The 22,906-nt window shown below is 73.3% G+C and carries 22 protein-coding genes; 11 read left to right on the top strand and 11 right to left on the bottom strand.

The window, feature by feature from the left end:
- Positions 1 to 11: 11 nt before the first annotated feature.
- The 6 genes from AB0N84_RS09475 to AB0N84_RS09450 all read right to left on the bottom strand — a co-directional run bounded on the left by AB0N84_RS09475 (position 12) and on the right by AB0N84_RS09450 (position 5,777).
- The gene (locus AB0N84_RS09475; protein ID WP_259346272.1) at positions 12 to 791 is read right to left on the bottom strand and encodes an FAD:protein FMN transferase; all 780 of its coding nucleotides are present in this window, start codon (positions 789 to 791) and stop codon (positions 12 to 14) included.
- Positions 788 to 1,339: an FMN-binding protein gene (locus AB0N84_RS09470; protein WP_259346271.1), complete on the bottom strand. Its 552-nt coding sequence runs from the start codon at positions 1,337 to 1,339 to the stop codon at positions 788 to 790. Before AB0N84_RS09470 ends, AB0N84_RS09475 begins: the two co-directional genes overlap by 4 nt.
- The gene (locus AB0N84_RS09465) at positions 1,336 to 2,790 is read right to left on the bottom strand and encodes a ferredoxin reductase family protein (RefSeq protein WP_363545560.1); all 1,455 of its coding nucleotides are present in this window, start codon (positions 2,788 to 2,790) and stop codon (positions 1,336 to 1,338) included. Before AB0N84_RS09465 ends, AB0N84_RS09470 begins: the two co-directional genes overlap by 4 nt.
- Positions 2,791 to 2,914: 124 nt before the next feature.
- Positions 2,915 to 4,279, bottom strand: a complete 1,365-nt coding sequence (locus AB0N84_RS09460) for a HAMP domain-containing sensor histidine kinase (RefSeq protein WP_182047962.1) — start codon at positions 4,277 to 4,279, stop codon at positions 2,915 to 2,917.
- A 5-nt stretch (positions 4,280 to 4,284) separates the two neighbouring features.
- Positions 4,285 to 4,968: a response regulator transcription factor gene (locus AB0N84_RS09455; RefSeq protein ID WP_182047961.1), complete on the bottom strand. Its 684-nt coding sequence runs from the start codon at positions 4,966 to 4,968 to the stop codon at positions 4,285 to 4,287.
- Between the two features lie 77 nt (positions 4,969 to 5,045).
- A complete protein-coding gene (locus AB0N84_RS09450; RefSeq protein ID WP_363545556.1) occupies positions 5,046 to 5,777 on the bottom strand; it encodes a GntR family transcriptional regulator in 732 nt (243 codons plus the stop codon).
- A gap of 84 nt (positions 5,778 to 5,861) precedes the next feature.
- Between AB0N84_RS09450 and AB0N84_RS09445 the strand changes: the two genes are divergently transcribed.
- The 3 genes from AB0N84_RS09445 (at position 5,862) to AB0N84_RS09435 (ending at position 9,245) form a co-directional block, all read left to right on the top strand.
- Positions 5,862 to 6,776: a proline iminopeptidase-family hydrolase gene (locus AB0N84_RS09445; protein ID WP_259346290.1), complete on the top strand. Its 915-nt coding sequence runs from the start codon at positions 5,862 to 5,864 to the stop codon at positions 6,774 to 6,776.
- A gap of 151 nt (positions 6,777 to 6,927) precedes the next feature.
- Positions 6,928 to 8,319 carry an APC family permease gene (locus tag AB0N84_RS09440; RefSeq protein ID WP_182048132.1) on the top strand — a complete coding sequence of 464 codons (1,392 nt, stop codon included), beginning with the start codon at positions 6,928 to 6,930 and terminating at the stop codon, positions 8,317 to 8,319.
- Positions 8,316 to 9,245: an acetamidase/formamidase family protein gene (locus AB0N84_RS09435; RefSeq protein WP_182048131.1), complete on the top strand. Its 930-nt coding sequence runs from the start codon at positions 8,316 to 8,318 to the stop codon at positions 9,243 to 9,245. The genes AB0N84_RS09440 and AB0N84_RS09435 overlap by 4 nt, the downstream gene beginning before the upstream one ends.
- 166 nt (positions 9,246 to 9,411) lie before the next feature.
- Here AB0N84_RS09435 and AB0N84_RS09430 read toward each other — a convergent pair whose 3' ends face one another.
- Positions 9,412 to 9,969 carry a DUF6611 family protein gene (locus AB0N84_RS09430; protein WP_310648895.1) on the bottom strand — a complete coding sequence of 186 codons (558 nt, stop codon included), beginning with the start codon at positions 9,967 to 9,969 and terminating at the stop codon, positions 9,412 to 9,414.
- 137 nt (positions 9,970 to 10,106) lie between these two features.
- Here AB0N84_RS09430 and AB0N84_RS09425 point away from each other — a divergent pair, with 137 nt between their 5' ends.
- The 3 genes from AB0N84_RS09425 to AB0N84_RS09415 all read left to right on the top strand — a co-directional run bounded on the left by AB0N84_RS09425 (position 10,107) and on the right by AB0N84_RS09415 (position 12,873).
- Positions 10,107 to 10,874 (top strand): inositol monophosphatase family protein, encoded by a 768-nt coding sequence (locus AB0N84_RS09425; RefSeq protein WP_182048129.1) that lies wholly within the window; start codon positions 10,107 to 10,109, stop codon positions 10,872 to 10,874.
- A 269-nt stretch (positions 10,875 to 11,143) separates the two neighbouring features.
- Positions 11,144 to 11,827, top strand: a complete 684-nt coding sequence (locus AB0N84_RS09420; RefSeq protein ID WP_363545551.1) for a DUF1345 domain-containing protein — start codon at positions 11,144 to 11,146, stop codon at positions 11,825 to 11,827.
- A 203-nt stretch (positions 11,828 to 12,030) separates the two neighbouring features.
- On the top strand, positions 12,031 to 12,873 hold the full coding sequence (locus AB0N84_RS09415; protein WP_182046715.1) for a glycoside hydrolase family 16 protein: 843 nt from the start codon (positions 12,031 to 12,033) through the stop codon (positions 12,871 to 12,873).
- A gap of 91 nt (positions 12,874 to 12,964) precedes the next feature.
- On the opposite strand, the gene AB0N84_RS09410 is transcribed toward AB0N84_RS09415, so the two are convergent.
- The 3 genes from AB0N84_RS09410 to AB0N84_RS09400 all read right to left on the bottom strand — a co-directional run bounded on the left by AB0N84_RS09410 (position 12,965) and on the right by AB0N84_RS09400 (position 16,182).
- Positions 12,965 to 14,863 (bottom strand): ABC transporter ATP-binding protein, encoded by a 1,899-nt coding sequence (locus AB0N84_RS09410; protein WP_363545548.1) that lies wholly within the window; start codon positions 14,861 to 14,863, stop codon positions 12,965 to 12,967.
- A gap of 135 nt (positions 14,864 to 14,998) precedes the next feature.
- Positions 14,999 to 15,478 (bottom strand): MarR family transcriptional regulator, encoded by a 480-nt coding sequence (locus tag AB0N84_RS09405; RefSeq protein ID WP_182046717.1) that lies wholly within the window; start codon positions 15,476 to 15,478, stop codon positions 14,999 to 15,001.
- A 62-nt stretch (positions 15,479 to 15,540) separates the two neighbouring features.
- Positions 15,541 to 16,182, bottom strand: a complete 642-nt coding sequence (locus AB0N84_RS09400) for a response regulator transcription factor (protein WP_069710973.1) — start codon at positions 16,180 to 16,182, stop codon at positions 15,541 to 15,543.
- Between the two features lie 189 nt (positions 16,183 to 16,371).
- Here AB0N84_RS09400 and AB0N84_RS09395 point away from each other — a divergent pair, with 189 nt between their 5' ends.
- From AB0N84_RS09395 to AB0N84_RS09375, 5 genes are read left to right on the top strand one after another with little or no spacing between them, the layout of a single operon-like run.
- On the top strand, positions 16,372 to 17,286 hold the full coding sequence (locus AB0N84_RS09395; RefSeq protein WP_363545544.1) for a bacteriorhodopsin: 915 nt from the start codon (positions 16,372 to 16,374) through the stop codon (positions 17,284 to 17,286).
- Entirely contained in the window at positions 17,273 to 18,544 is a 1,272-nt protein-coding gene (locus tag AB0N84_RS09390; RefSeq protein ID WP_363545541.1) for a lycopene cyclase family protein, read from the top strand. The genes AB0N84_RS09395 and AB0N84_RS09390 overlap by 14 nt, the downstream gene beginning before the upstream one ends.
- Positions 18,541 to 19,656, top strand: a complete 1,116-nt coding sequence (locus AB0N84_RS09385; RefSeq protein ID WP_363545538.1) for a Brp/Blh family beta-carotene 15,15'-dioxygenase — start codon at positions 18,541 to 18,543, stop codon at positions 19,654 to 19,656. Before AB0N84_RS09390 ends, AB0N84_RS09385 begins: the two co-directional genes overlap by 4 nt.
- Positions 19,653 to 20,756 carry an AI-2E family transporter gene (locus tag AB0N84_RS09380; RefSeq protein WP_363545535.1) on the top strand — a complete coding sequence of 368 codons (1,104 nt, stop codon included), beginning with the start codon at positions 19,653 to 19,655 and terminating at the stop codon, positions 20,754 to 20,756. Before AB0N84_RS09385 ends, AB0N84_RS09380 begins: the two co-directional genes overlap by 4 nt.
- Positions 20,757 to 20,781: 25 nt before the next feature.
- Positions 20,782 to 21,708 (top strand): aminoglycoside phosphotransferase family protein, encoded by a 927-nt coding sequence (locus AB0N84_RS09375; protein WP_363545533.1) that lies wholly within the window; start codon positions 20,782 to 20,784, stop codon positions 21,706 to 21,708.
- A gap of 80 nt (positions 21,709 to 21,788) precedes the next feature.
- On the opposite strand, the gene AB0N84_RS09370 is transcribed toward AB0N84_RS09375, so the two are convergent.
- Positions 21,789 to 22,541 carry an ABC transporter permease gene (locus AB0N84_RS09370; RefSeq protein ID WP_363545531.1) on the bottom strand — a complete coding sequence of 251 codons (753 nt, stop codon included), beginning with the start codon at positions 22,539 to 22,541 and terminating at the stop codon, positions 21,789 to 21,791.
- Positions 22,542 to 22,906: the final 365 nt, after the last annotated feature.

The raw sequence follows: 22,906 nt of genomic DNA, 5'->3' as shown, positions 1-22,906 counted from the left end.
CCCGACACCACTCACGCCGAGGAGGCGCTGCTCGCCGACTCCCCGCCGCCCCCGGTCGGCGGGATGGTCGAGCCCACGACCCCTGCCGCACCGGGCGTCGCCCAGACCGTCCCGTCGACGGCGGAGGCCAGCACGTCCACCGCTCCGTCCGCGGTGAGCCGGCGGAGGTCGTCCTCGTCGCCGGCCACGATCGCCGTCGCCAGCACGTCGGCGGTCACGACGTCGTCGGCGATCACGGTCGCCTGCACGAACACGGGCGTGCTCCGGCGCCAGACGTGCTCGCCGCGTTCGGCCGTACCCGAGGTGCACACCGATCGCCTCGACCCGTCGAGGCGCACCACGCCGATCACGGTGTCACGCCGCTCGGGGTCGACGACACCGACCGACCACGGATCGTCGGGGCGGTGTCGTCCGCGCACCAGCACGTCGCCGCCCGCGCTGATCATCCAGTCGTCGGCGCAGCCGTCGAGGACGGCGCCCGCATCGCGGACCGCGAGCGCCTTGACGACCCCGGACAGGTCGACGACCCCGTCCGGGCGGTGCGGTGTGAAGGCGCCGCCGGTGCGGTCACGCCACTCGAGCGCGAGTGCGTAGACGTCCCGGACCTGTGCCGGAGCGTCGGGCAGCCGGAGACTCCCCGCGGCGATCCGGCTGAGCACCGACGCGGGGTCGTACAGGCTGTACCGGTGGTCGTACCCCGCGAAGACCGCGCGGACCGCGGCCGCGGCCTCCGGGGTGGCACCCCGGAGGCTGACGACCGTGCCCATCGTCGCGAAGGTCGTGACGGTCACAGGCCGGCCTGGTCGAGGGCGGACTGCAGCGACGTCGTGTAGCCCTCGCTGGTGAAGGTGGCCCCGCTGACGGCCTGGATCTGCGCCGACTGCGCCTGCAGCGCCTCCTGCCGGAGGATCGGTGCGGCCTGCTGGCTGATCGCGACCGATCGACCGTCGCGGTCGGTGAGGTGCAGCGCGGTCACGTCGGTGATCCTGCCGCCCGCGACGGTGACCTGGACCTGCACGTCGCCGTACTGCGTCTGGGCCACGGCGCCGGTGAAGGTTGCGGAGGCGGCCGAACCGCCGGACTCCGTACCGCCGGACGACCCGCTGCCGGACGACCCGCTGCCGGACGACCCGCTGCCCGACGACCCGCTGCCGGACGTGCCCGACGTGCCCGACGACGTGCTACCGGACGATGCGCTGCCGGTCCCTCCGGTCTGCGTGCCGGCGCTCGTACCCTGCTGCGCCGGCGCGGTCAGGGCCGGCTGCCCGCCGAGCTGCCAGCCGATGACGAGCACCGCGGCCGAGGACACGATGCCGCCGGCGACCACACGGGCCCTCACGACCCGAACCGTTCCTGGTGGATGCGGTGCTCGGGCACACCGGCGAGCCGCGCCTCCCGGACCACCAGGTCGGACCACGCCTGCGGTCCGCAGACGTAGAGGTCCGACTCGAGGAGCCGCGGGAACACCGACAGCAGGGTCACCCCCCGGCGCAGGTCCTCCTCGGTGGCCCAGCTCGCCCGGGAACGCGCCCGGTGCCCGACCATCGCGTACAGCGTGGTCCCGGTCGCGGCCGCGAGCTCCGCGGTCTCCTGCCACAGGTACTGCTGGGACGCGTCGGTGCCGCGCAGGAGCACCGTCGCCTCCCCCGGACGCAGGTCGGTGTCCTCGAGGAGCGCCCGGACGGGCGTGATCCCGATGCCGGAGGCGACGAGTGCGAGGTACGGAGCCGTCCGAGCGACGTCGGTGAAGAACCCGTACGGACCCTCGAGCGACACGGCGGTCCCGGGACGGAGGCGAGCGAGCCGCGCCGACCCCGCGCCGAGCTCGCGCACGGTGATGCGCGCACGGTCCGTACCGGGTACCGCCGAGAAGGACACCGGGTGGGCGTGCCACCAGGTCGTCGCGGACCAGAAGCGCCAGACCCCGTACTGACCGCCACGGACCCCGAGACGGTCGAGGTCCCGCCCCGACAGGTGGACGGAGACGACGCCGGGGGCGATCGGCTCCACGGCGACGACCCGGATCCGGTGTCGCAGGGTCACCACGAGCGGCACCGCGAAGCGGTACAGGGCGACGAGGCCGAGCGCGACGACGTACGCGGCGATCCAGTAGACGCGCTGCCAGGTGCCCTGTCCGAGGACGCTGCCGGCGCTGAGCATGTGCGGCAGGGCCACGAGCACGGCGGCGTAGCTGAGCAGGTGCACCACGTGCCAGACCTCGTAGGGCAGGTGCCGGCGGACGGCGACCACCGAGGACACCACGACCACGAGGAACAGCCCGAGTCCGAGGTAGGCCAGCGGCACGTCCGGCGTCGAGAACAGCGAGACGGTCTCGGCGACCGGTCCGCTGCCGGACGCCGTGCCGTACCCGAGCGTGAGGAGCGCGCCGTGGGCGAGCAGCAGGTACAGCACGGGCTTGCCGAGCGACCGGTGCACGGCGATCGCGGTGTCCTGGCCGAACACGCGGTCGAGCAGCGGCACCCGTGCGGCGAGCACGAGCATGACGAGCACCAGGTCGGTCGCGACGAGGCCGGCGACGATCCCGGCGTCCGTGAGCCAGCCGCCGAGGCCGGACACCGCGTGCGACCCCGGGGACGCGAGCCAGAGGGCGACCGCGACGGCGGCCGACGCCCACGCGGCCACGCCGAGCAGGTCACCCGCGGCGGCTCGGCGGCATCCGTCTCGTCGACGACGGCGTGCGGCGGCCGGCAGTGGCTCCGTCGGGGGCCGGGGGGAGCGCCGCGCGGTGGGGTGGGGCTCGTGGGCGGCGGGGCGAGCGGTGTCGATCATCGTCTCGGTCCTCTCCAGCGGGTGATCGGGTGCCTCCCAGCGTCGACACCGCCGCCATGAAGCAGCCCGGAACGAGCCAGGTCCTTCGTTCGAGTCCTCGAACGGAGGCGCGTGGACCCGGCGGTCAGCGCGCGGGCAGGTGGACGCGGGCCACCGCGCCTCCGTCCGGGCCGTTCTCGAGCGACGCGGACCCGCCGGCACGTTCGGCGGTGCCGCGCACCAGCGCGAGCCCGAGGCCGCTGCCGCCGAGGGTCGTCCTCCGGGCCTCGTCGGCGCGGGTGAAGCGGTCGAACGCGCGCGGCAGGAACGAGTCCGGCACACCGGGGCCGTCGTCGCGGACGGTCAGGACGAGGACGCCGTCGGTCTGCTGGTCGAGCGCGATCCGCACCTCGACGTCGGCCGCTCCCGACGCGACGGCGTTCGCCACGAGGTTGTCGACGACCCGGCCGAACCCAGCGGGTGTCACCGCGTACACGACGGCCGGGTCCGCGACCCGCACGGAGAAGTCGACGTCCCCCGCGCCGGCGATCGCCCGAGCCCGGTCGACGCACCCCATCAGCTCCGTCACGAGCGCCGAGGCAGGGGTGGTCGGCGCCGGCCGGACCTCGTCGAGCCGGCTGAGCTCGAGCATCGTCTCGGCGAGGGCGACGAGCCGCGCGGCGTCCGCCTCGGCTGCCGACAGCTCCCGCTCGAGCGCGACGGCGTCCCCCGACGCCCGGTGCGCCAGCTCGAGCCGTGCGGTCAGCGCGGCGAGGGGTGTCCGGAGCTCGTGGCTGGCGTCCGACACCATGCGGCGTTCGCGGGCGGCGTCGACGCGCTGCCGGTCGAGGAACGCGTTGAGCGTGCGGGCGAGGTCGGCGAGTTCGTCGTCGGAGGGCCCGACCGGCAGGTGCCCCGTGGCGTCCCCGAGGCTCGTGTCGCCACGACGCAGCGCCTCCGCCGTCCGGCGCATCCTGGTGACCGGTCGGAGGGCCACGGTGGACAGCAACCACGCGCCGACCGCGGACGCGGCGAGGGCGAGCAGCGTGCCCGTCACGAGCGACCGGTCGAAGCGCTCGACAGTCTGGTGCCCGGCGCGCCCGTCGTGCGCGGACCACACCACGAAGTCGCCGACGGCGGTCCGGACCGGTGTCCCGACGACCGTGGCCTGCCGGTGGCCGCTCCCGACGCGCCTCGTGGTCGGCTCGCGCGGGACGCCCGGGGGCAGTGCGCCTCGCACGTCGGCGGGGAGCGTGTCGAGCAGCCACGTGCCGTCGTCGTCGCGGATGCCGACGAGGACGCCCTCGGACGGACGGTCCGGCGTCTCACCGGGATTGCTCCGCAGGTCGGCGACGAAGGACGCACCGTCACCGGCGGCGAGGGACCGGTCGGTCGCCAGCGTGGCCTCCTGCACCTGCACGTGCAGGACGAGTGCGACCAGGGTGAGGACCACCGCGCCGACGAGCGTGCTCCCGATCGTGATGCGCGCGCGGACCGACAGGCGCCGCACCCACCTCACGGCAGTGGCACGACGTCGAGCGCGTACCCGACGCCCCGGACCGTGCGGATGACGACGTCGGCTCCCGATGCGTGGAGCTTCTTGCGGACGTAGCTGACGTACTGGTCGACGATCGTCGGGTCGAAGTGCTCGGCGCTCCCCCAGACCTCCCGGAGCACCTCGGCACGGGACCGGGTCTCCGGGGACCCCTGGGCCAGGAACCGCAGGAGCGAGAACTCCTTGACGCTGAGCGGCAGGTCGCGGCCGGCGACCGTCGCCCGGACGGTGACGGTGTCGAGCCGGACGTGCCCGGCCTCGACCACCGTGGCCGACCCGGCGGCTCGGCGTCGGAGGTGGGCGCGCAGGCGTGCGTTGAGCTCCGCGATCGCGAACGGCTTCGTCAGGTAGTCGTCCGCTCCCGCGTCGAGCCCGAAGACCCGGTCGTCGACGGCGTCGCGGGCGGTGACGAGGATCACCGGGAGTTCCTGACCCGTCTCGCGCAGTCGGCGGCACACCTCGAAGCCGCTCATCTCGGGCAGCATGACGTCGATCGCGGCGGCGTCGAACCGGTGCGCTGCGGCGGCGACGAGCGCGGCGACCCCGTCCGTGACCAGGGTCACGCGGTGTCCCTCGCCGACCAGGCCCCGTTCGACGAGCGCACCCATCTCCGGATCGTCCTCCACCACCAGGATGTCCGCCACGTGCGCTCCTTCCGTGCCGCAATCATGCCCGACACCGCTGCCGCCCGCAGCGACGCGCGGCACCGAGCACGACCGGGTCAGCCCCGCGGCACCTGGCCCGCCCGCAGCATCGCCCGCTCGAGCAGCTCGAGGTCGATCCCCACGTGCCGACGGGCCACCACCCCGGCGTCCACCGGACGGCCGTCGCAGACCGCGTCGACGAGCTCCCTGTGCTCCCGGAGCGCACGCGCCTCCATCTCTGCCATGCCCTCGGCCGTGCCCCACAGGTGCGCGGGTGCGGCGATGGACACCTGCGACTCCAGTCCCGCGAGCGTGGCGGCGAGCACGTCGTTGCCCGCGGCGTCGATGATCGTGCGGTGCAGGACGGCGTCCGCCTGCTGCTTCTCGAACCCGGAGGCAGCCGCCCGGAAGGCGTCCAGCCGGTCGCGGAGCGCCGCTCGTCCGTCGTCGCCGATGCGTTCGGCGGCGGCGGTGGCGAGCGCGCCGTGCAGCAGTGCGATCGCGTCGGCGGTGTCGCGGATGCCCGCCCAGCGCGCCAGGAGCGTCCGTCCGACGGCGTCCGACGACGTGTCGGGCCACTGCGTCCGCACGAAGGTGCCGCCGCCGCGACCGCGTCGGGTCTCGAGCAGGCCGCGGTCGACGAGCCGGGCGAGTGCGGCGCGGACGGTCACGCGTCCGACCCCGAGGAGCACGGCGAGCTCACGCTCCGGCGGGAGCCGTGACGCGGGCAGGTACTCCCCGACGGCCACGGCCGTGACGAGCCGGTCCTCGACCTCGTCGACCCGGGTCTCCGTCGCGCGATCTGGCACTCCTGCCCCTCCCTGCGTTTCGTCCACGTTACGGGACCAGGAAAGGTATTGCAGGGAACCTTTGGGCGGGCCATGCTGTGCGTCATGTCCCGCATCACCGAAGGCACGATGCCGTTCCGCGACGGCCACACCTGGTACCGCGTCACCGAACCGGACACCCCGGTAGCGGGAGCGCTGCCCCTCGTCGTCCTGCACGGCGGCCCCGGCATGGCGCACGACTACCTCCGGAACCTCGCGGCCCTGGCCGACGAGACCGGCCGCACCGTGGTGCACCACGACCAGTTCGGCTGCGGCCGGAGCTCGCACCGCCCCGACGCCCCGGTCGACTCGTGGACGCCGCAGCTGTTCGTCGACGAGTACACCGCCCTGGTCGAGCACCTCGGGCTCGGCGAGCACCACGTCCTCGGCCAGTCGTGGGGCGGCATGCTCGGGTCGGAGATCGCGGTCCGACAGCCGGAGCACCTGCGGTCGCTCGCGATCTGCAACTCCCCCGCGTCGATGCAGCTCTGGGTGGACGGCGCGGCCGAGCTCCGGGCGCAGCTGCCGCAGGACGTGCAGGACGCCCTCACCCGCCACGAGGACGCCGGCACGGTCGACGACCCCGAGTACCTCGCCGCCACGCAGGTCTTCTACGAGCGCCACGTCTGCCGCGTCGTCCCCATGCCGCAGGACTTCGTCGACTCCGAGACGCAGATGGAGCAGGAGCCGACGGTCTACCACACCATGAACGGCCCGAACGAGTTCCACGTCATCGGCACGATGCGCGACTGGACCGTCGTCGACCGCCTCGACCGCGTGGTCACCCCGACCCTCGTCGTCGCCGGCGAGCACGACGAGGCCACCCCCGCCACCTGGCAGCCCTTCGTCGAGCGCATCGCCGAGGTGCGCCAGCACGTCTTCCCCGGCGCGAGCCACTGCTCGCACCTGGAGCAGCCCGAGGAGTTCCGCCGCGTGATCGCGGCCTTCCTCGCCGAGCACGACGACCAGCCCACCGGCTGACCCGACCGACCCGCCAGCCGGGAGGCGCGCACCCACCCCGCCACGCGCCTCCCGGCCGCCGCCCCTCCGGACCCGACCGGCGCGCCCACCCAGCCACGCGCCCGGTGTCCGGCGCCCCCTCCCACGCACCGTCTCCCCGAACGGAACCACGATGTCGCAGCAGCACAGCGAGCTCTCTGCACAGCAGCAGCTCGAGGCCTACGGCTACAAGCAGGAGCTCAAGCGCTCCGTCTCCACCACCGACCTGCTCGTCTACGGGCTCGTCTTCATGGTGCCGATCGCCCCGTGGGCGATCTTCGGCACCGTCTACAACGCCTCGAGCGGCATGGTCCCGCTCGTGTACATCGTCGGCCTCGTCGCGATGATCTTCACCGCACTCGCCTACGCGCAGATGGCGAAGTCGATCCCCCTCGCCGGCAGCGTGTTCTCGTACGTCGGCCGTGGCATCCACCCGACCGCCGGGTTCTTCGCCGGCTGGGCGATCCTGCTCGACTACCTGCTCGTCCCGACGCTGCTCTACGTGTTCGCGGCCGAGAGCATGGTCGGCATCTTCCCCGGCACGCCCCGTTGGCTGTGGGCGCTCGTGTTCGTCGCGATCAACACGGTGATCAACCTGCTCGGCGTCTCGTCGCTCAAGGTCGCGAACCGGGTGTTCCTCCTGATCGAGCTCGTGTTCGTGGCGATCTTCGTCGTGATCGCGATCGTCGCCCTGACCGGCGGCACGGTCCCCGGCGCCTCGTTCAGCACCGACCAGGTCTGGGACCCGTCGAAGGTCTCCGCACCGCTCATCGCCAGCGCCCTGTCGATCGCGGTGCTGAGCTTCCTCGGCTTCGACGGCATCTCGACGCTGTCCGAGGAGTCGACCGGTCGCCGCGGCGGCGCCGGGACCGCGATGGTCCTCGCGCTCGTGATCGTCGCGTTCCTGTTCGTCCTGCAGACCTGGCTCGCCTCGGCCCTCGCCGCCGGGCGGGACGCGTTCCCCGAGGGCGAGGCCGGCAACGCGTTCTTCACCATCGTCGAGCAGGCCTCGTCGAGCGGGTGGGCGACCGCGTTCTTCGCGGTGAACGTCCTCGCGGTCGGCATCGCCAACGCGATGGCCGCGCAGGCCGCGACGAGCCGCCTGCTCTTCTCCATGAGCCGCGACCGACAGCTCCCGGCGTTCCTGCACAGGTTGAACGGCCGCCTGGTGCCGCAGAACGCGATCATCGTCGTGTCGGTGCTGTCCGCGATCCTCGTGCTGTTCTTCGTCGGACAGATCGACACGATCTCGTCGCTGGTCAACTTCGGCGCGCTGTTCGGCTTCATGCTCCTGCACGTGTCGGTGTTCGTGCACCACGTCGTGAAGGGGAGGTCGCGGAACTGGCTGCTGCACCTGGTCGTGCCGCTGATCGGCTTCCTCATCATCGGGTACGTGCTGCTCAACGCCGCGGTCGAGGCGAAGGTCGGCGGCATCATCTGGCTCGTCGTCGGTGCCGCCGTCTTCCTCTACTACCGCTCGACCGGCCGATCCACCGAGGTCGGCTCCGAAGGAGACCCCGCATGACCCCCGACCACCACCTGCCGAACACCCTCGGCGTCCCCGGGTTCGACCCGGCCCGCGAGCCCGTGCTCCGCATCACGCCCGGCACCGGCGAGACGATCGGCTTCGAGACGACCGACGCCGTCTACGCCGAGCTCGACCGGCACCACGACCTGGCGCAGTTGCAGGCCCCGATCAACCCGGTCACCGGACCCGTCTTCGTCGAGGGGGCGATGCCGGGCGACACCCTCGCCGTGCACATCCACGACATCCAGCTCACGACCCACGGCTGGTCGGTGTCGCTCCCCGGCTCCGGGGCGCTCCAGCACGTCATGCCCGAGGGCGTGTTCGCGCGCCGCTGCCCGATCGAGGACGGCGTCGTGCACGTCACCGACCGGCACGCGTTCCCCGTCCGGCCGATGATCGGCTGCATCGGCGTCGCACCGGCGACCGGGACGAACTCGACGATCATGCCGGCGTACGCCGAGGGCGGGAACATGGACGTCACCGAGGCCCGCCCCGGCTCGACCGTGTACCTGCCCGTCCGGGTTCCCGGCGCCCTGCTGTCCATCGGGGACGTCCACGCGATCATGGCCGAGGGTGAATCGTCCTTCGTCGCGATCGAGGCGCAGGGCACGGCGATCGTGTCCGTCGACCTCGTGCGGGGCGGCCCCGTGCCCCGGGCACCGCGGATCGAGACCGACGACGAGTGGCTCTTCGTCGGCCTCGGCGACCCGGTGCAGGAGAGCGTCCGGCGCGGGTACGAGGACGCCTTCGCGTTCCTCGTCGACGAGCACGGGTGGAGCGCCGACGACGCGTACGCGGTGCTCAGCGCCGTCGGCGACTCGAAGCTCGGCGGGCCGACCGGGTCGGGCGACCCGGACCCGCTGCACCCCTTCGCGGCCGTCGGGGCGGTGACGCTGCACCGGGTGCCGAAGGCGGTGCTGTAGCGCGACGAGGACGGACGGGAGGCGCGTGGCGGACCCGCCACGCGCCTCCCGTCCGACGAGCGGTCGGGCTGGCCACGACCGCTGCCCGCTCAGTCGTAGCCGAGCACGATGGTCAGGTCCTCCGGGTCCGGGTCGACCGGCCCGGTCGCCGTCCCCACGACGGCGGTCACGAGTGGGCCGTCCGACGAGTCGTCCGCGCGCCGGAGCGGTGCTCCACCCGCTGCGGCCGAGCGGGCATCGCCGCCCAGACCTGCCCCCAGATCGCCTCGTACTCGACGCGGGAGAGCTGCCCGCGCCGCACGGCGGTCTCGGCGAGGCAGAGCAGGTCGAGCGAGGTCTCGAGGAGCCGCACGTCGCCGTGCACCTCCGGGCGGTCGTTGCCGTGGAAGACCGTCACCGTCAGCGTCCGGACGCCGGGACGGAACCGACGGGTGGCCCGGGCGAGGACCGCGAACCCGGCAACGTAGACGACGACCGCGAGCGCGACCCCGACCACCGGTGCCTCGTGTGCCGCGACGACGAGGCCCACCGCTCCGACGGCTCCGCCGACACCCCACGCCTGCAGCGCCCGCAGCAGCAGGTGCTCGCCGGTCGTGGTGCCCGGCGGGTGGACCTCGAGCGTCCGGCCGCTCCACAGAGCGCGGGTGACGGGCTGCACGGCGCAGCGGCCCCAGGGGTGCCAGCCGGTGCGTGCGACACGGTGCGGCGGTCGTTCTCGGTGCATGTCCACGACGGACAGCCTCGTGCCGCGCGATCTGCGCCGTACCGGTCCTGACGGCTCCCTGACGGACGACCGGCGCTTCCGTACGGCACCCGTGCGCCCCACCCGGTCCGAGGGACGGTGCCCGGTACCGTGGCCGGATGGACGACCACGCCCTCGCCGCCGCCCTCGTGACCGACGCCGCCCGACTCGCCGCCGAGATGCGCACCACCGGCACCGCGGCCGAGCGCAAGACCTCGGCCGCCGACCTCGTCACGGCAGCCGACCGTGCCGCGGAGGACCTCGTGCGCCGGCTGCTCCGGGAGCACCGGCCCGACGACGGAGTGCTCGGCGAGGAGGGCGCGCAGGTCGAGGCGGCCACCGGACGGCGCTGGACGGTGGACCCGATCGACGGCACGTTCAACTACGTCGCCGGACTGCCGGCGTGGTGCAGCGCGGTGTCGCTCGAGGTCGACGGCGTGCTGCGCGTCGGTGCGGTCCGGCGGCACCTGCCCGACGAGACCTGGGTCGCGTCCGACGGCCGGACGACGCGCGACGGTGAGCCGGTCCCGGACGTGCCCGACGTGGCACTCGGCACCGGCAGCGTCGCGACCTTCCTGAACGCCTCACACCTCCGCGACGACGCGGCGCCCACGGTGTTCGCGCTGCTCGGCGCCGCGGCGACGATCCGGATCAGCGGATCCGGGTCGTGCGACCTCGTCGACGTGGCCGCGGGCCGGATCGGGCTCTGGGTCCAGACGGACTGCGCCGACTGGGACTGGTTGCCCGGGCGGGCGCTCGTCGAGGGCGCCGGCGGGGTGGCGACGATCGTGACGGCGCACGGCCACGACTGGCACCTGGCCGGGGCGCCGACGGCGGTACGGGAGGCGGTCGCCCTGCTGACGGCAGGGTCGGACGGCGCCGCCTGACCGGAGCGACCCCGCCCGGCGCGATCGCGGTACTCGCGGCCGCCGCGGCCGCCGCGGCCGCCGCGGCCGCCGCGGGTGCGGTGAGCTGGCGGGCGCTCCGCGCGCCGACACGTCCCTGACCGCCGCTCCGCCCGCCCACCCGCTGCAGCCGTGGCACCGATCGCCGGGCTGCTCCGGTGCGTCCCGACGGCCGTCCTGCTGGACACACCCTCAGCCCCGCCGGCCACCGTCCCGGCTGCCTGGCGGCCGGCGGCCGGCGGCTGCGCGGCGTGAGCCAGCCCGCGTCCCCGTCCACCCCGCCGCCGTCAGCCGCACCGCACGTCGGCCGGCCCCGCCGCTACCGGGACCGCCTCGTCCTGATGGTGGTCGTCGGCGCCGTCGTCGCGGGCGTCACGAGCGTCACGGTCGGTCCGCGCTGGGCGGCGTCGATCGGGTGGGCGGCCGCGTGCGCGGTGTACGTCGTCACCGCGCTGCCCCTGCTCCGGGCGGACGCCGACCGGACCGCGCGGCTCGCCTCGCGGGAGGACCCGCGGCGGACGGTCTCCGACCTGCTGCTCGTTGGTGCCGCCGGTGCGAGCGTCGTCGCGCTCCTGGTCGTGCTCAGCACCGCGAAGGGGCTGCACGGTCCGTCGCAGGACCTCGCAGCGGCACTCGGCGTGGTCAGCGTGGCCCTGTCGTGGATGCTCGTGCAGACCCTGTTCACCCTGCGCTACGCCGAGCTCTGGTACAGCGGGACCCCGGGCGGCATCGACTTCAACCAGCAGGAACCCCCGCGGTACTCGGACTTCGCCTACTTCGCCCTGACGGTGGGGATGACGTACCAGGTGTCGGACACCTCGATCACGGCGAGCAGGATCCGGGTGGTGACGCTCCGGCACGCGCTGCTCTCGTTCTTCTTCGGGACCGTCGTCATCGCGAGCGTCGTGAACCTCGTCGCCGGACTCGGGAACTGAACCTTCGGAGCAGTGTCCTGAAGATGTGCTCAGCCGCCAGTGCCCGCTCCCAGCCTGGGGAGTGGGGCGAAAGGGGGACAGCGCGAGGGTGACGCGACACCTTCTTCCCCCCGTTCGGGGGTGGCACAGAAGGTACCGTTCGGCCGCGCTGCGCCCCACCGGAGGGCCGCGCTCAGGGAAACGACAGGGAATCAACTACTCACATGAAGAACGACACACGGAACACGAGCGGGCGCCGGAAGCGTCGCATCGCCACCGGCGCGGCGTTCGCGGCGGCCGGGGCACTCGTCATCGGCATGACGCAGCAGGCGACACCCTCGGAGGCGGCGACGGACTCGCTCACCGCGATGCCGAAGGGCGACCTGTACTCGAACGGCCGCACCTGGAAGCAGTCGTACGCGGAGGACTTCGACCGGGACGCCCGCCTGGGCAGCGTCCTGCGGGAGTACCCGGAGATGGAGGCCTACTCCGGCTACTCGGACACCAGCGGGCGCGGGTACTACGCCCCCGACAAGGTGCTCAGCGTCAGCAACGGCAACCTCGACTTCCGACTGCACACGGAGAACGGGCGCCCGCTGGTCGCCACCGTGCTGCCCGACGGGTACGCGCCGCACGAGACCGGCCGGGTCTCGATCCGCTACAAGACGACGGACACGCCCGGCTACAAGTTCGTCGGCATGCTCTGGCCCACCGACGACGACTGGAACAAGGGCGAGATCGACTGGCCCGAGGGCGACCTCGACAGCACGGTGCGCCCCGCAGCGGCCATCCCCGGGACGTGGTCCCGGGGCATGATGCGCTTCGATTCGAGCGTGCAGCGGCACACGTCGACGACGCAGAGCAGCGGGTACCACGTCGCGACGACCGAGTGGGACCACGGCGTGGTCCGCTTCTACTGGGACGACCAGCTCGTCTCGCAGACCTGGTCGGGTGTGCCGAAGGACCCGATGCGCGTGACGCTGCAGGCCGAGACCGCGATCACCGGCGACGTCCCGTGGTGGGCCGACGGCCACGTCGACATCGACTGGATCTCGATCTGGGACTGATCGCGTCCCGTCGCGACCGGTGACGGACGGGAGGCGCGTGGCGGCCTAGCCACGCGCCTCCCGTCCGTCCGTCGGTCCGCTCCCGACGGCGTCAGGCAGGCAGCTCCGCATCCTGCGCGACGGCGTCCTGCTGGACGGCGAACTGGGTCCGGTGCAGCTCCTCGTACCGGCCGCCCGCGGCGAGCAGTTGCTCGTGCGTGCCGCGCTCCACGATCGAGCCGTCCTCGACGACGAGGATCAGGTCCGCACTCCGGATGGTCGACAGGCGGTGGGCGATGACCATCGCGGTGCGCCCCTCGAGCGCCTCGCTGAGCGCGGCCTGCACCGCCGCCTCCGACGTGGAGTCGAGTGCCGCCGTCGCCTCGTCGAGGATCACCACGCGCGGCTGGGCGAGGAGGAGGCGCGCGATCGTCATGCGCTGCCGCTCACCACCCGACAGGCGGTAGCCGCGCTCCCCCACCATGGTGCCCAGCTGGTCGGGCAGCGACCGGACGAGCGGCTCGAGCCGTGCCCGTCGGACGGCGTCCCAGACCTCGTCGACGGTCGCCTCCGGTCGGGCGAGCCGCAGGTTGGCGAGGATCGTCTCGTGGAACAGGTGCCCGTCCTGGGTCACCATGCCGAGGGTGTTGCGCATGGAGGCGAAGCTGACGTCCCGCACGTCCGTGCCGCCGAGCCGGACGGCGCCGCTGTCGACGTCGTAGAGGCGTGCGAGCAACTGGGCGACGGTCGACTTTCCCGCGCCGGACGTGCCGACGAGGGCGACCGTCTGTCCCGGTTCGATCCGGAACGAGACGCCGTGCAGCACCTCCTCACCGCCGCGGGTGTCCAGCGTCGAGACCTCCTCGAGGGAGGCGAGCGACACCTTGTCCGCCGACGGGTAGGCGAAGCGCACGTCGTCGAACTCCACCGCCACCGGGCCGTCGGCGACCGTGACGGCGTCCGGCTTCTCCGTGATGAGCGGTCGGAGGTCGAGCACCTCGAAGACCCGCTCGAAGCTCACCACCGCGCTCATGATCTCGACGCGGGCGTTCGCCAGGCTGGTCAGCGGCGCGTAGAGCCGGGTGAGCAGGAGTGCCAGGGTGACGACGTCGCCCGTGTTGAGCTGCCCGCCGAGTGCGAGCGCGCCGCCGAGCCCGTAGACGAGCGCGAGGGCGAGCGCGGCCACGAGGGTCAGCGCCGTGACGAAGACGAACTGCAGCATCGCCGTCCGGACACCGATGTCGCGGACCCGGGCAGCGCGGACGCGGAACTCCTCGGCCTCCTCGTCGGGGCGCCCGAAGAGCTTGACGAGGGTCGCGCCCGGGGCCGAGAAGCGCTCGGTCATCTGGGTGCTCATCGCCGAGTTGTGGTCGGCGGCCTCGCGGCGGAGCGCGGCGAGCCGGGTGCCCATCCGGCGTGCGGGGACGAGGAAGAGCGGGAGCATGACCACCGCGAGGACGGTCACGAGCCACGACGTGCTGAGCATGACGGTCAGGGTGAGGATCAGCGCGACGAGGTTCGTGACGACGCCGGACAGGGTCCCGCTGAAGGCCTGCTGCGCGCCGATCACGTCGTTGTTGAGCCGGCTGACGAGCGCTCCCGTGCGGGTGCGGGTGAAGAACGCGATCGGCATCTTCTGCACGTGGTCGAACACGGCCGTCCGGAGGTCGAGGATGACCCCCTCACCGATCCGCGCCGAGTACCAGCGCGTCGCGAGCGAGGCACCGGCGTCGGCCACGGCGACGACGGCGATCAGGACGGCGAGCCCGACGATCGTGCCGAGCGCCCCGCGGGCGACGATCACGTCGACCACGCGACCGGCCAGGACCGGCGTCGCGACCGCGAGGAAGGCCCCGACGACCGACAGCAGGATGAAGACGACCAGTTTCGACCGGTACGGCACGGCGAACGTCATGATCCGTCGGAACGACTCGCGCGAGAACCCGCGACCGCTGTCCTTCGCCGACGAGATCTTGTACAGCGAGCTCCAGGCTGCGCCTTCCATGCTCATGGCAGTTCCTTCCCGGGGCGCCGGGCCCGGTTCGACGGGCGTGGGCCCGGTGGTCACGTCCCGGCGACGGTGCGCCGCGGACCCGAGCCAGCCTACGTCCGCGGTCAGTGCTGCGGCTGCGTCGTCCGTCCGCCGTCAGTGCTGCGGGTGCGTCCCGAGGAGCAGGTGCGCATCGAGGAGCGGCGCCGCCGTGGCGGAGCGGACCAGCGCCTCCGCTGCCTGTCGCACCGCCCGTCGCTCGTCCTCGGACATCCGGCGGAGCGCCCCGCGGAACTCGGCGGCGCGGCGATCGAGCACCTGCTCGACGAGGGCGGTCGCCGCGGGCTGGGCCGTGACGGTGACCTCGCGTCCGGACACCCGTCTGCTGACCCAGTCGTCGCGGACGAGCCGGTCCACCATCCTCGTGATGCCGGACGGCAGCAGGCCGAGCTCGTCGGCCAGGTCTCCCGCGCGCAACGGGCCGCGGGTCACGAGCAGCACGAGGATCCGGTACTGCTGCAGGGTGACGTGCTCGAGGGCCGGGGCGAGCGAGCGCAGCACGATGCCGAGCCCGACGACCGACGCGTCGACGACGACGGACTCCGTCCCTGCTGCGGACTCCTCGGCACTGGTCACCGGGTCAGCCTAACGGCGTCCCGCGCTCGTCCTCGAGGAACGCTCGTCGTGGACGACCACGCTCACCGGTCGGTGCTGCGGTGGTCCGGCCGGAACCCGTTCTCGGTCCCCCAGAGCACGGCGTCGACCCGGTTCTCCGCCCCGATCTTGCTGTAGAGCGTCCGGATGTGGGTCTTGACCGTGTTCGGGCTGAGGTGCGTCAGCTCGGCGATCTCCGTGTTGCGCTTGCCCTGGGTGATGAGCGCGAGGATCTCGGACTGGCGGTCCGAGATGCCCTCCGCGCGACCGGGCCACCGCACCCCGGGACCGCTCGGCACCCGTCGTCGGGGCGACTCGAGCACGCGCTCGCCGGCAGCGACCCGCTGGAGCCCCTCGGCGAGGTGCTCGGCGGTCGAGCTCTTCGCGAAGTACCCGGTCGCGCCACGCGCCACCGCCGCGTCGATGAGGTCCTGGTCCATCTTCCACGTGAAGACGGCGACGGTCCGGATGCGCGGGTTCGATGCGAGCCGGTCGATGTCCTCGTCGTCGGGTTCAGGCTGCGCGAACGTGTCGTAGAGCGCCACGTCGACGTCCACCGTGACACGGCGTCGGGCGTCGAGCTGCACGACGTCGATCCGGTCGGCGAAGGGCGCGAGCATGTCCGCCAGCCCGCGCAGCACGAGCTCGTAGTCGTTGACCAGGGCCACGCGGATGCGGTCGGACATTCCGTTCCTCTCAGGACCACCCCTGGGGGTGAGACGAGCGCCGGGCGGCGCTGATTCGTTCGGATGTACCACGCTACTGACGCCGTTGTACCCCGGTCCGAGCACCCGCTGGGAACAGGGATGGTTGCCCAGGAGCAAGTTTCTCTGGTCGGCGACGAACCGCCACCACCACCCACCGGAAGGACCCCCATGTCGGACGCACTCGCTCCGTGGAACTCGACGCTCACGCTCGCGGAGCACTCGATCATCGTCTACGCGCTCTCCGTCGCCGGACTCGCGCTCTTCGCGTTCTTCGTGAAGTCGCTCGTGTCGACCAACGAGGTCAGCGGCCGGTACCGCGCCGGCGTGTACGCCGGCATGACCATCACCGGCATCGCCTTCCTGTCGTACGTGCTCCTGGTCGTCGAGTTCGCGCTGGGCTACGAGCGCCGGGGCGACTCGTGGGTGCCGAACGCGAACGCGATCCTGTCGTGGGCGCCGCGCTACTTCGACTGGACCGTCACGGTGCCGCTCCTGGTGATCGAGCTCCTCGCGGTGGCCACCCTCGCCGGCGCGGCGGCCCGCCGTCTCCGGGCCGTCGGCATCGCCGCGGCGTTCCTGATGATCAGCACCGGCTTCATCGGCGGCGTCGCCGTCGACTCCGGTACGAACACGGGTGCGCTCTGGCTCTGGGGCGTCATCTCCGGCGTCTTCATGGTGATCCTGTACGTCCTCGTGATCTACGTGGTCGTCAAGGGCGGCCGTGACCTGGCGGGCACCCCCGCCGCTGCGACGCTCCGCAACGCCGGCATCCTGCTCATCGTGACGTGGCTCGCCTACCCGATCATCTTCGGCCTCCAGGGCTGGGGCCACGGCGGTGCGGTCATCACCTGGATGCAGGTCGTCCTGTCGGCCGCGGACATCGTCGCGAAGGTCGGCTTCGGCTCGCTGATCCACAAGATCGCCAAGCTCCGTTCCGCCGAGGACGTCCGTGCCGGCGTCGACACCCTGCCCGAGGCGCTCTGGATCTCGTCCGAGAAGCTCTCGGACGGCGTCCTGCCCGGCACCGTCACCGTGGACGACACCGCGCTGTCCGGTCGCGGCGAGCGCCGTGTCCGTCGCTGACACCGGCACGACGACGACACCGGGGGCCGGAGCGCGCGTCGCTCCGGCCCCCGGTCCGGTCCGGACGACCCTGCCGGAGCGCGTCGACGTGGCCGTCGTCGGCGGCGGGTGCTCGGGGCTCTCGACAGCCGTACGGCTCGCAGCGCTCGGCGACCGTTCCGTCCTGGTGCTCGAGGGCCGGGCCACCCCGGACCCGCGGTCGTGGTGCTCGTGGGACGACGGCACCGACCCGCTCCCCGAGGCCCGCTCGGCGTCGTGGGACCGGTGGGAGGTCCGGACCGAGGACGGGACGAGCGTCGGCTCGGATCCCGACCACCCGTACGTCCTGGTGCGGGCGTCCGACCGGTCCGCCGCCGCCGCGTCCCGTGTCGCTTCGGACGGGCGGGTCCGCATCGTCCGGGGCACCCCCGTCGCGGCGGTCCGACGCAGCGACGCCGACACGACCGACGACCGGGACGTCGTGGTGCACACCACCGACGGTCCCGTCCGGGCCGGCCGCGTCCTCGACGCCCGCGGACCCCGGTGCCCCACGGACGTCCCGGCCGGTCGGGTGCTGCTCCACCAGCGCTTCGCCGGACGGTGGGTCACCACGAGCCGCCCGGTGTTCGACACGACGACGGTGACGCTCATGGACTTCGGCGGCCAGGAGCCGGGCGGTCCCGTGCGGTTCGTCTACGTGCTGCCGGTGACGCCGACCGAGGCGCTCGTGGAGAGCACGCTGTTCACGCCCGACCCCGCGGACGCGTTCGACCACGAGGACCACGTCGCCCGCTACGTCTCGCGACGGTGGGGTCTCCGGGCGGACGAGTGGCACGTGACCGACGAGGAACGCGGGTGCATCCCGATGACGGACGTCTCCGCGCCGTCGGACGCCCGCTGGGCCGCCGCCGAGGCCGTGACCGGGACCACCCGTCCCAGCAGTGGCTACGGGTTCGCGCGGAGCAACCGGCACAGTGCGGTCGTCGCCCGACACCTCGTCGACGGCACACCCGTCCCCGCGTTCTCCGACCGGTTCCGCACGCGCTTCCTCGACGCGGTGTTCCTCCGGTTCCTGCGGGACCGCCCCGAGCAGGCCGCGGAGGCGTTCCGTCGCCTCTTCGCGCTCCCCGGTCCGCTCGTGGTGCGCTTCCTGTCGGAGCGCTCGTCCGTGGCGGACGACCTCCGGATCGTGCTCGCCCTGCAGAAGCGTCCGTTCCTCGCCGCGCTCGTGCGGACCCTCGCCGACGCCGTCGCGCGGCGGCGCGAGGTCCGGGCGTGACGGCGGGGACGGCGGCGACGGCCGCGACGGCCGTCGACCGGAGCACGGACGTGGCGCCTGCCGCGACCGTGCCGCCCGCCCTGCGGACCTGGGTCAACGACCGGGTCCTCGCACCGGTCACCACGGCCCTCGCCGCGGTGGCCCTGACGTGCGTGGTGCTCGACCTGACGGGCGTGGCCGTCCCGATGGCCGTGCAGCTCGTACCGTTCGCCGTGAGCGTGCTCGTCTTCGGGCTGCCGCACGGCGCCCTCGACCACCTCGTCCCGGCACGGCTGCGCCCGGGCACGAGCACCGTTCGGTCCGTCGTCGTGGTCGTCGTGCTCTACCTGCTGGTCGGCACGCTCACCGCGGCGCTGTGGGTCGTCGCCCCGCTGCTCGGCTTCGCGGTCTTCGTCGGCATCACCTGGTTCCACTGGGGCCAGGGTGACCTGTTCGTCGACCGGCTGCTCGGGGACGGAGCGCCCGGTCCGCTCGGGTCCGTCCTCACGGTGGCCCTGCGCGGTGCCGTGCCGATGGTGGTCCCGTTCGTCGTCCAGCCGGACGCGGCGCTCCACGTCGTCGTCGACACCGCTGCGGTCGTCGGCGGCGGGAGCGGTCCGTCGGTGCTGACCGTCCCCCCGGGCGTCCGGATCGCCGGGGCGGTCCTCCTGGTCCTGCTCGTCCTGCTGCACGCCGCTGTCGTCCACCGGGCGGGCGGTCCCCGCTGGCGGCAGCTCTCGGAGGACGCCGTCCTGGTGCTGTTCTTCGCGGTGGTACCGCCGGTCCTCGCCGTGGGCCTGTACTTCACGCTGTGGCACGCGGTGCGGCACGTCCTCCGCCTCGAGCTCACCGACCCGACCAGCGCCGAGCTGCTGCACCGCGGTCGCCTGCTCGCGCCGTTCCTCCGGTTCCTGCGGCAGGCCTGGCCGATCACGGCGATCGCGATCGCGGCCCTCGTCGTCCTCGCCGTCGTCGTCCGACGCGCGGACCTCGGGGTCTACCTCGCGCTCATCGCCGCGCTCACGACCCCGCACACCGTCGTCGTCACCTGGATGGACCGCGTCCAGCACACCTGGGGCCGGGCGCCGTCCGACCTCGTCCCGTCTCCCACCGCCCCGGAGGGCACCCCGTGACCGTCTCGAACCCCGCCCCTCGTCCGTCCGGGCTCCGCACCGGTGCCGTCTTCGCCGGACGGGTACTGGTGATCGCCGCCGCGGTCGGCCTGGTCGCGTGGATCGCCGTCACCCTGGCCAACGTCGTCGTCCCCCTGCTCATCGGGCTGGTCGTCGCCGCGCTGCTCGTCCCCTTCAGCGCCCTGCTGCAGCGGCACGGGGTGCCGAAGTGTCTCGCGATCGTCCTCGCGCTGCTGTCGCTGGTCGCCGGCGTCGCCCTGCTCGTGTTCCTGGTCGTCTGGCGCGTCAGCGAACAGTTGCCGAGCCTCGAGGACCGGACGGTCTCGCTCATCGGCAACGTCCAGGAGCTGCTCCGGCACCCGCCGATGGGGCTGCCGTCGGTCGACCTCGACACCGTGTCGACCGATGCCCGGACGTTCGTCGAGCGGCACGCTGCCGACCTGCAGCGCGGGGTCGTGGTCGCCGGCGCCACCCTGGTGCACCTCGGCGAGGGGCTGTTCATCGTCACGTTCGTCACGATCTTCGCGCTCACCGGCGGACGGCGGATGTGGGAGTGGGTCGTCTCGCTCTTCCCGCGGGCCGCACACCACCGACTCGGAGTGGCGGGCGAGGCCGGATGGACCACCCTGACGCACTTCATCCGCGTGCAGGTCGTCATCGCCGCGACCGACGCGATCGGCATCGCCCTCGGCGCCGCCCTGCTCGGGGTCCCGCTCGCGGGGCCGATCGGGGTGGTCGTCTTCGTCGGGGCGTTCATCCCCGTGGTCGGCGCGTTCGCGGCGGGAGCGGTCGCGGTGCTCCTCGCCCTGGTGTTCCAGGGCTGGGTGGTGGCCCTGGTCATGCTCGCGGTCGTCGTGCTGGTGCAGCAGTTGGAGGGGCAGGTCCTGCACCCGTTCCTGACCGGGTCGGTCGTCGCCGTCCACCCGTTGGCGGTGCTCCTCGCCGTGATCGCCGGCACGACGATCGGTGGCATCGCGGGCGGGTTCTTCGCGGTGCCGCTCGCGGCGACCGCGAACTCCATGATCCGCGCCGCGCGGCAGGACGACCCTGACGTCGAGGTCGCCCTGCCGATCCCGCGGAGCGCCGAACCCGCGGCGTGACGGCGGCGGGGCCATGCTGGCAGCCGTGAGCGAAGCCTTCGACCTCGGACCCGTCCCGCAGCGCGTCCCCGTCGACGCGCAGCTCGTCGCGACGCTCGTGGCACGGCAGTTCCCGCAGTGGCGCGACCTGCCCGTGCACCCGGTCGCGGACGACGGCTGGGACAACCACACCTTCCGCCTCGGCGACGCCCTGTCGGTCCGCACACCGAGTGCGGCGGCGTACGCGCTGGCGGTCGAGAAGGAACACCGGTGGCTCCCCCAGCTTGCCCCGCAGCTGCCGCTCCCGGTCCCGGTGCCCGTCGCCACGGGCCGACCGGACACCGGGTACCCCTTCCCCTGGTCGGTGTACCGGTGGCTGGCGGGCGAACCACTCACCACGGCACCGGTCGCCGGCCCCGGACGACTCGCGGAGGACCTCGCCCGGTTCCTCCTCGCCCTGCGCGCCGTGGACCCCGAGGGAGGCCCGGGACCCGGTCTGCACGACTGGTTCCGCGGTGGACCGCTGCGGACCTTCGACGGTCTGGCGACCGAGGCCCTGCACGCGCTCCGGGGTCGGGTCGACCTCGACCTCGACCTCGCCCGGGCGGTCTGGACGGACGCACTCGAGACGCCCTGGGACGGCGTCCGGAACTGGTTCCACGGCGACCTCGCCCCGGGGAACCTCCTCGTGCGGGACGGCCGACTCGGTGCCGTCATCGACTTCGGCACCTGCGGCGTCGGCGATCCCGCGTGCGACGTCGCAGCCGCCTGGACCCTCCTCGACTCGGAGGGGCGGCAGGTGTTCCGCGACCGCCTGCAGCTGGACGACGACACGTGGACGCGCGGACGCGGCTGGGCGCTGTGGAAGACGCTGACGACGGTCGCGAGCAGCACCGGCCGCGCCGACGGGACCGCTGCCCGCTCCCGGGCGGTCCTCCACGGCCTGCTCGAGGACGCCCGGTCCCCACGCTGACAGCGGTCGGACACGCGCACCGGTGGTGCGGAGGGACGGACGGGAGGCGCGTGGCGCAGCCGCCCCGCGCCTCCCGTCCGTCAGCGGGTCACGTCGGTCGGTCGCACCGTGACCCGAGCCAGCCAGCGGGTGAGGCACACCGCCGTGCAGGCGCCCGCGGCCGCGATGGCCGCGAGGACGACGATCTGGAACCGACCCGCCTCGATCGGGGACAGCCCGCCGAACACCGCACCGACGAAGGCGCCCGGCAGGGTCACCAGCCCGGTCGTCTTGGTCTGGTCGACCGTCGGCACGAGCGCCGCGCTGACCGCTCGGCGCACCAGACGCTCGGTCGCACGTCGCGGTGCGGCCCCGAGTGCGAGCCAGCCCTCGACCTCGTCCCACTGGTCGGACACGAGCTCGCGGAACCGGCGTCCGCTGATGGTCGCGATCGTCATGGCGTTGCCGATCACGATGCCGCCCACCGCGAGGGCGTAGCGGGGGCTCAGCTCGATGGCGCCGGTGCCGAACACGACGACCCCGGTCACGACGATCCCGGCGGCCATCGACGCCCCGACCGGCAGGGCGGCGCCGGCGATCCCGCCGAGGCGTCGAGCCGCCGTGAGGACCGCGACCGTGAACATCACCAGGAGTGCGACCGCGATCAGCGCCGGCGAGCGGATCACCCCCGACAGCACGAGGCTGATGACGGCCAGCTGCGCCGCTCCGCGGACGATCGCCAGGGCCGGTGCCCACGGCGCCTCGGCCCGCGCCAGCACGAGCACCGCCGTCGCGACGCCGATGAGCAGCAGGACGCCCGACAGCGTGGGCACCAGGTGACCGGTCACTCGCACTCCTCTTACGCCGGTCGCACCCTGGCGCGCCGCCGTCCTCGTCCTCCCGGTCAACATGGTCGGCGGACCGCCGCGCCGCGAGCACGGCCGACGGATCGGCGCCGGCGACGAAGGGGCGCGAGGGCGACCGTCGGCGTTCGGGTCGGTGACGGTCGCCCTCACGCGTGGACGACTCGGCGGCGCCGTCTCGGTGAGGGCTCGTTCGTCGTCGAACGTGGGCGACGGTTCGGGTCCGTGCAGCTCCCCCACGAGGAGGGTACGACAACGAACCGACGGATGCTCATGGATGGGTCAGTATCGTGCGGGAATCCGCACGGCGTCCGACCCGGCAGCTTCCTGACACCTGGTGCGACACGTCGCCGAAC

This window comes from Curtobacterium sp. NPDC089185, from assembly GCF_040685235.1.
Taxonomy (GTDB): domain Bacteria; phylum Actinomycetota; class Actinomycetes; order Actinomycetales; family Microbacteriaceae; genus Curtobacterium; species Curtobacterium citri.
The sequence above is the reverse complement of the archived record's forward strand: the minus strand, read 5'-3'. Positions and strand labels throughout refer to the sequence as shown.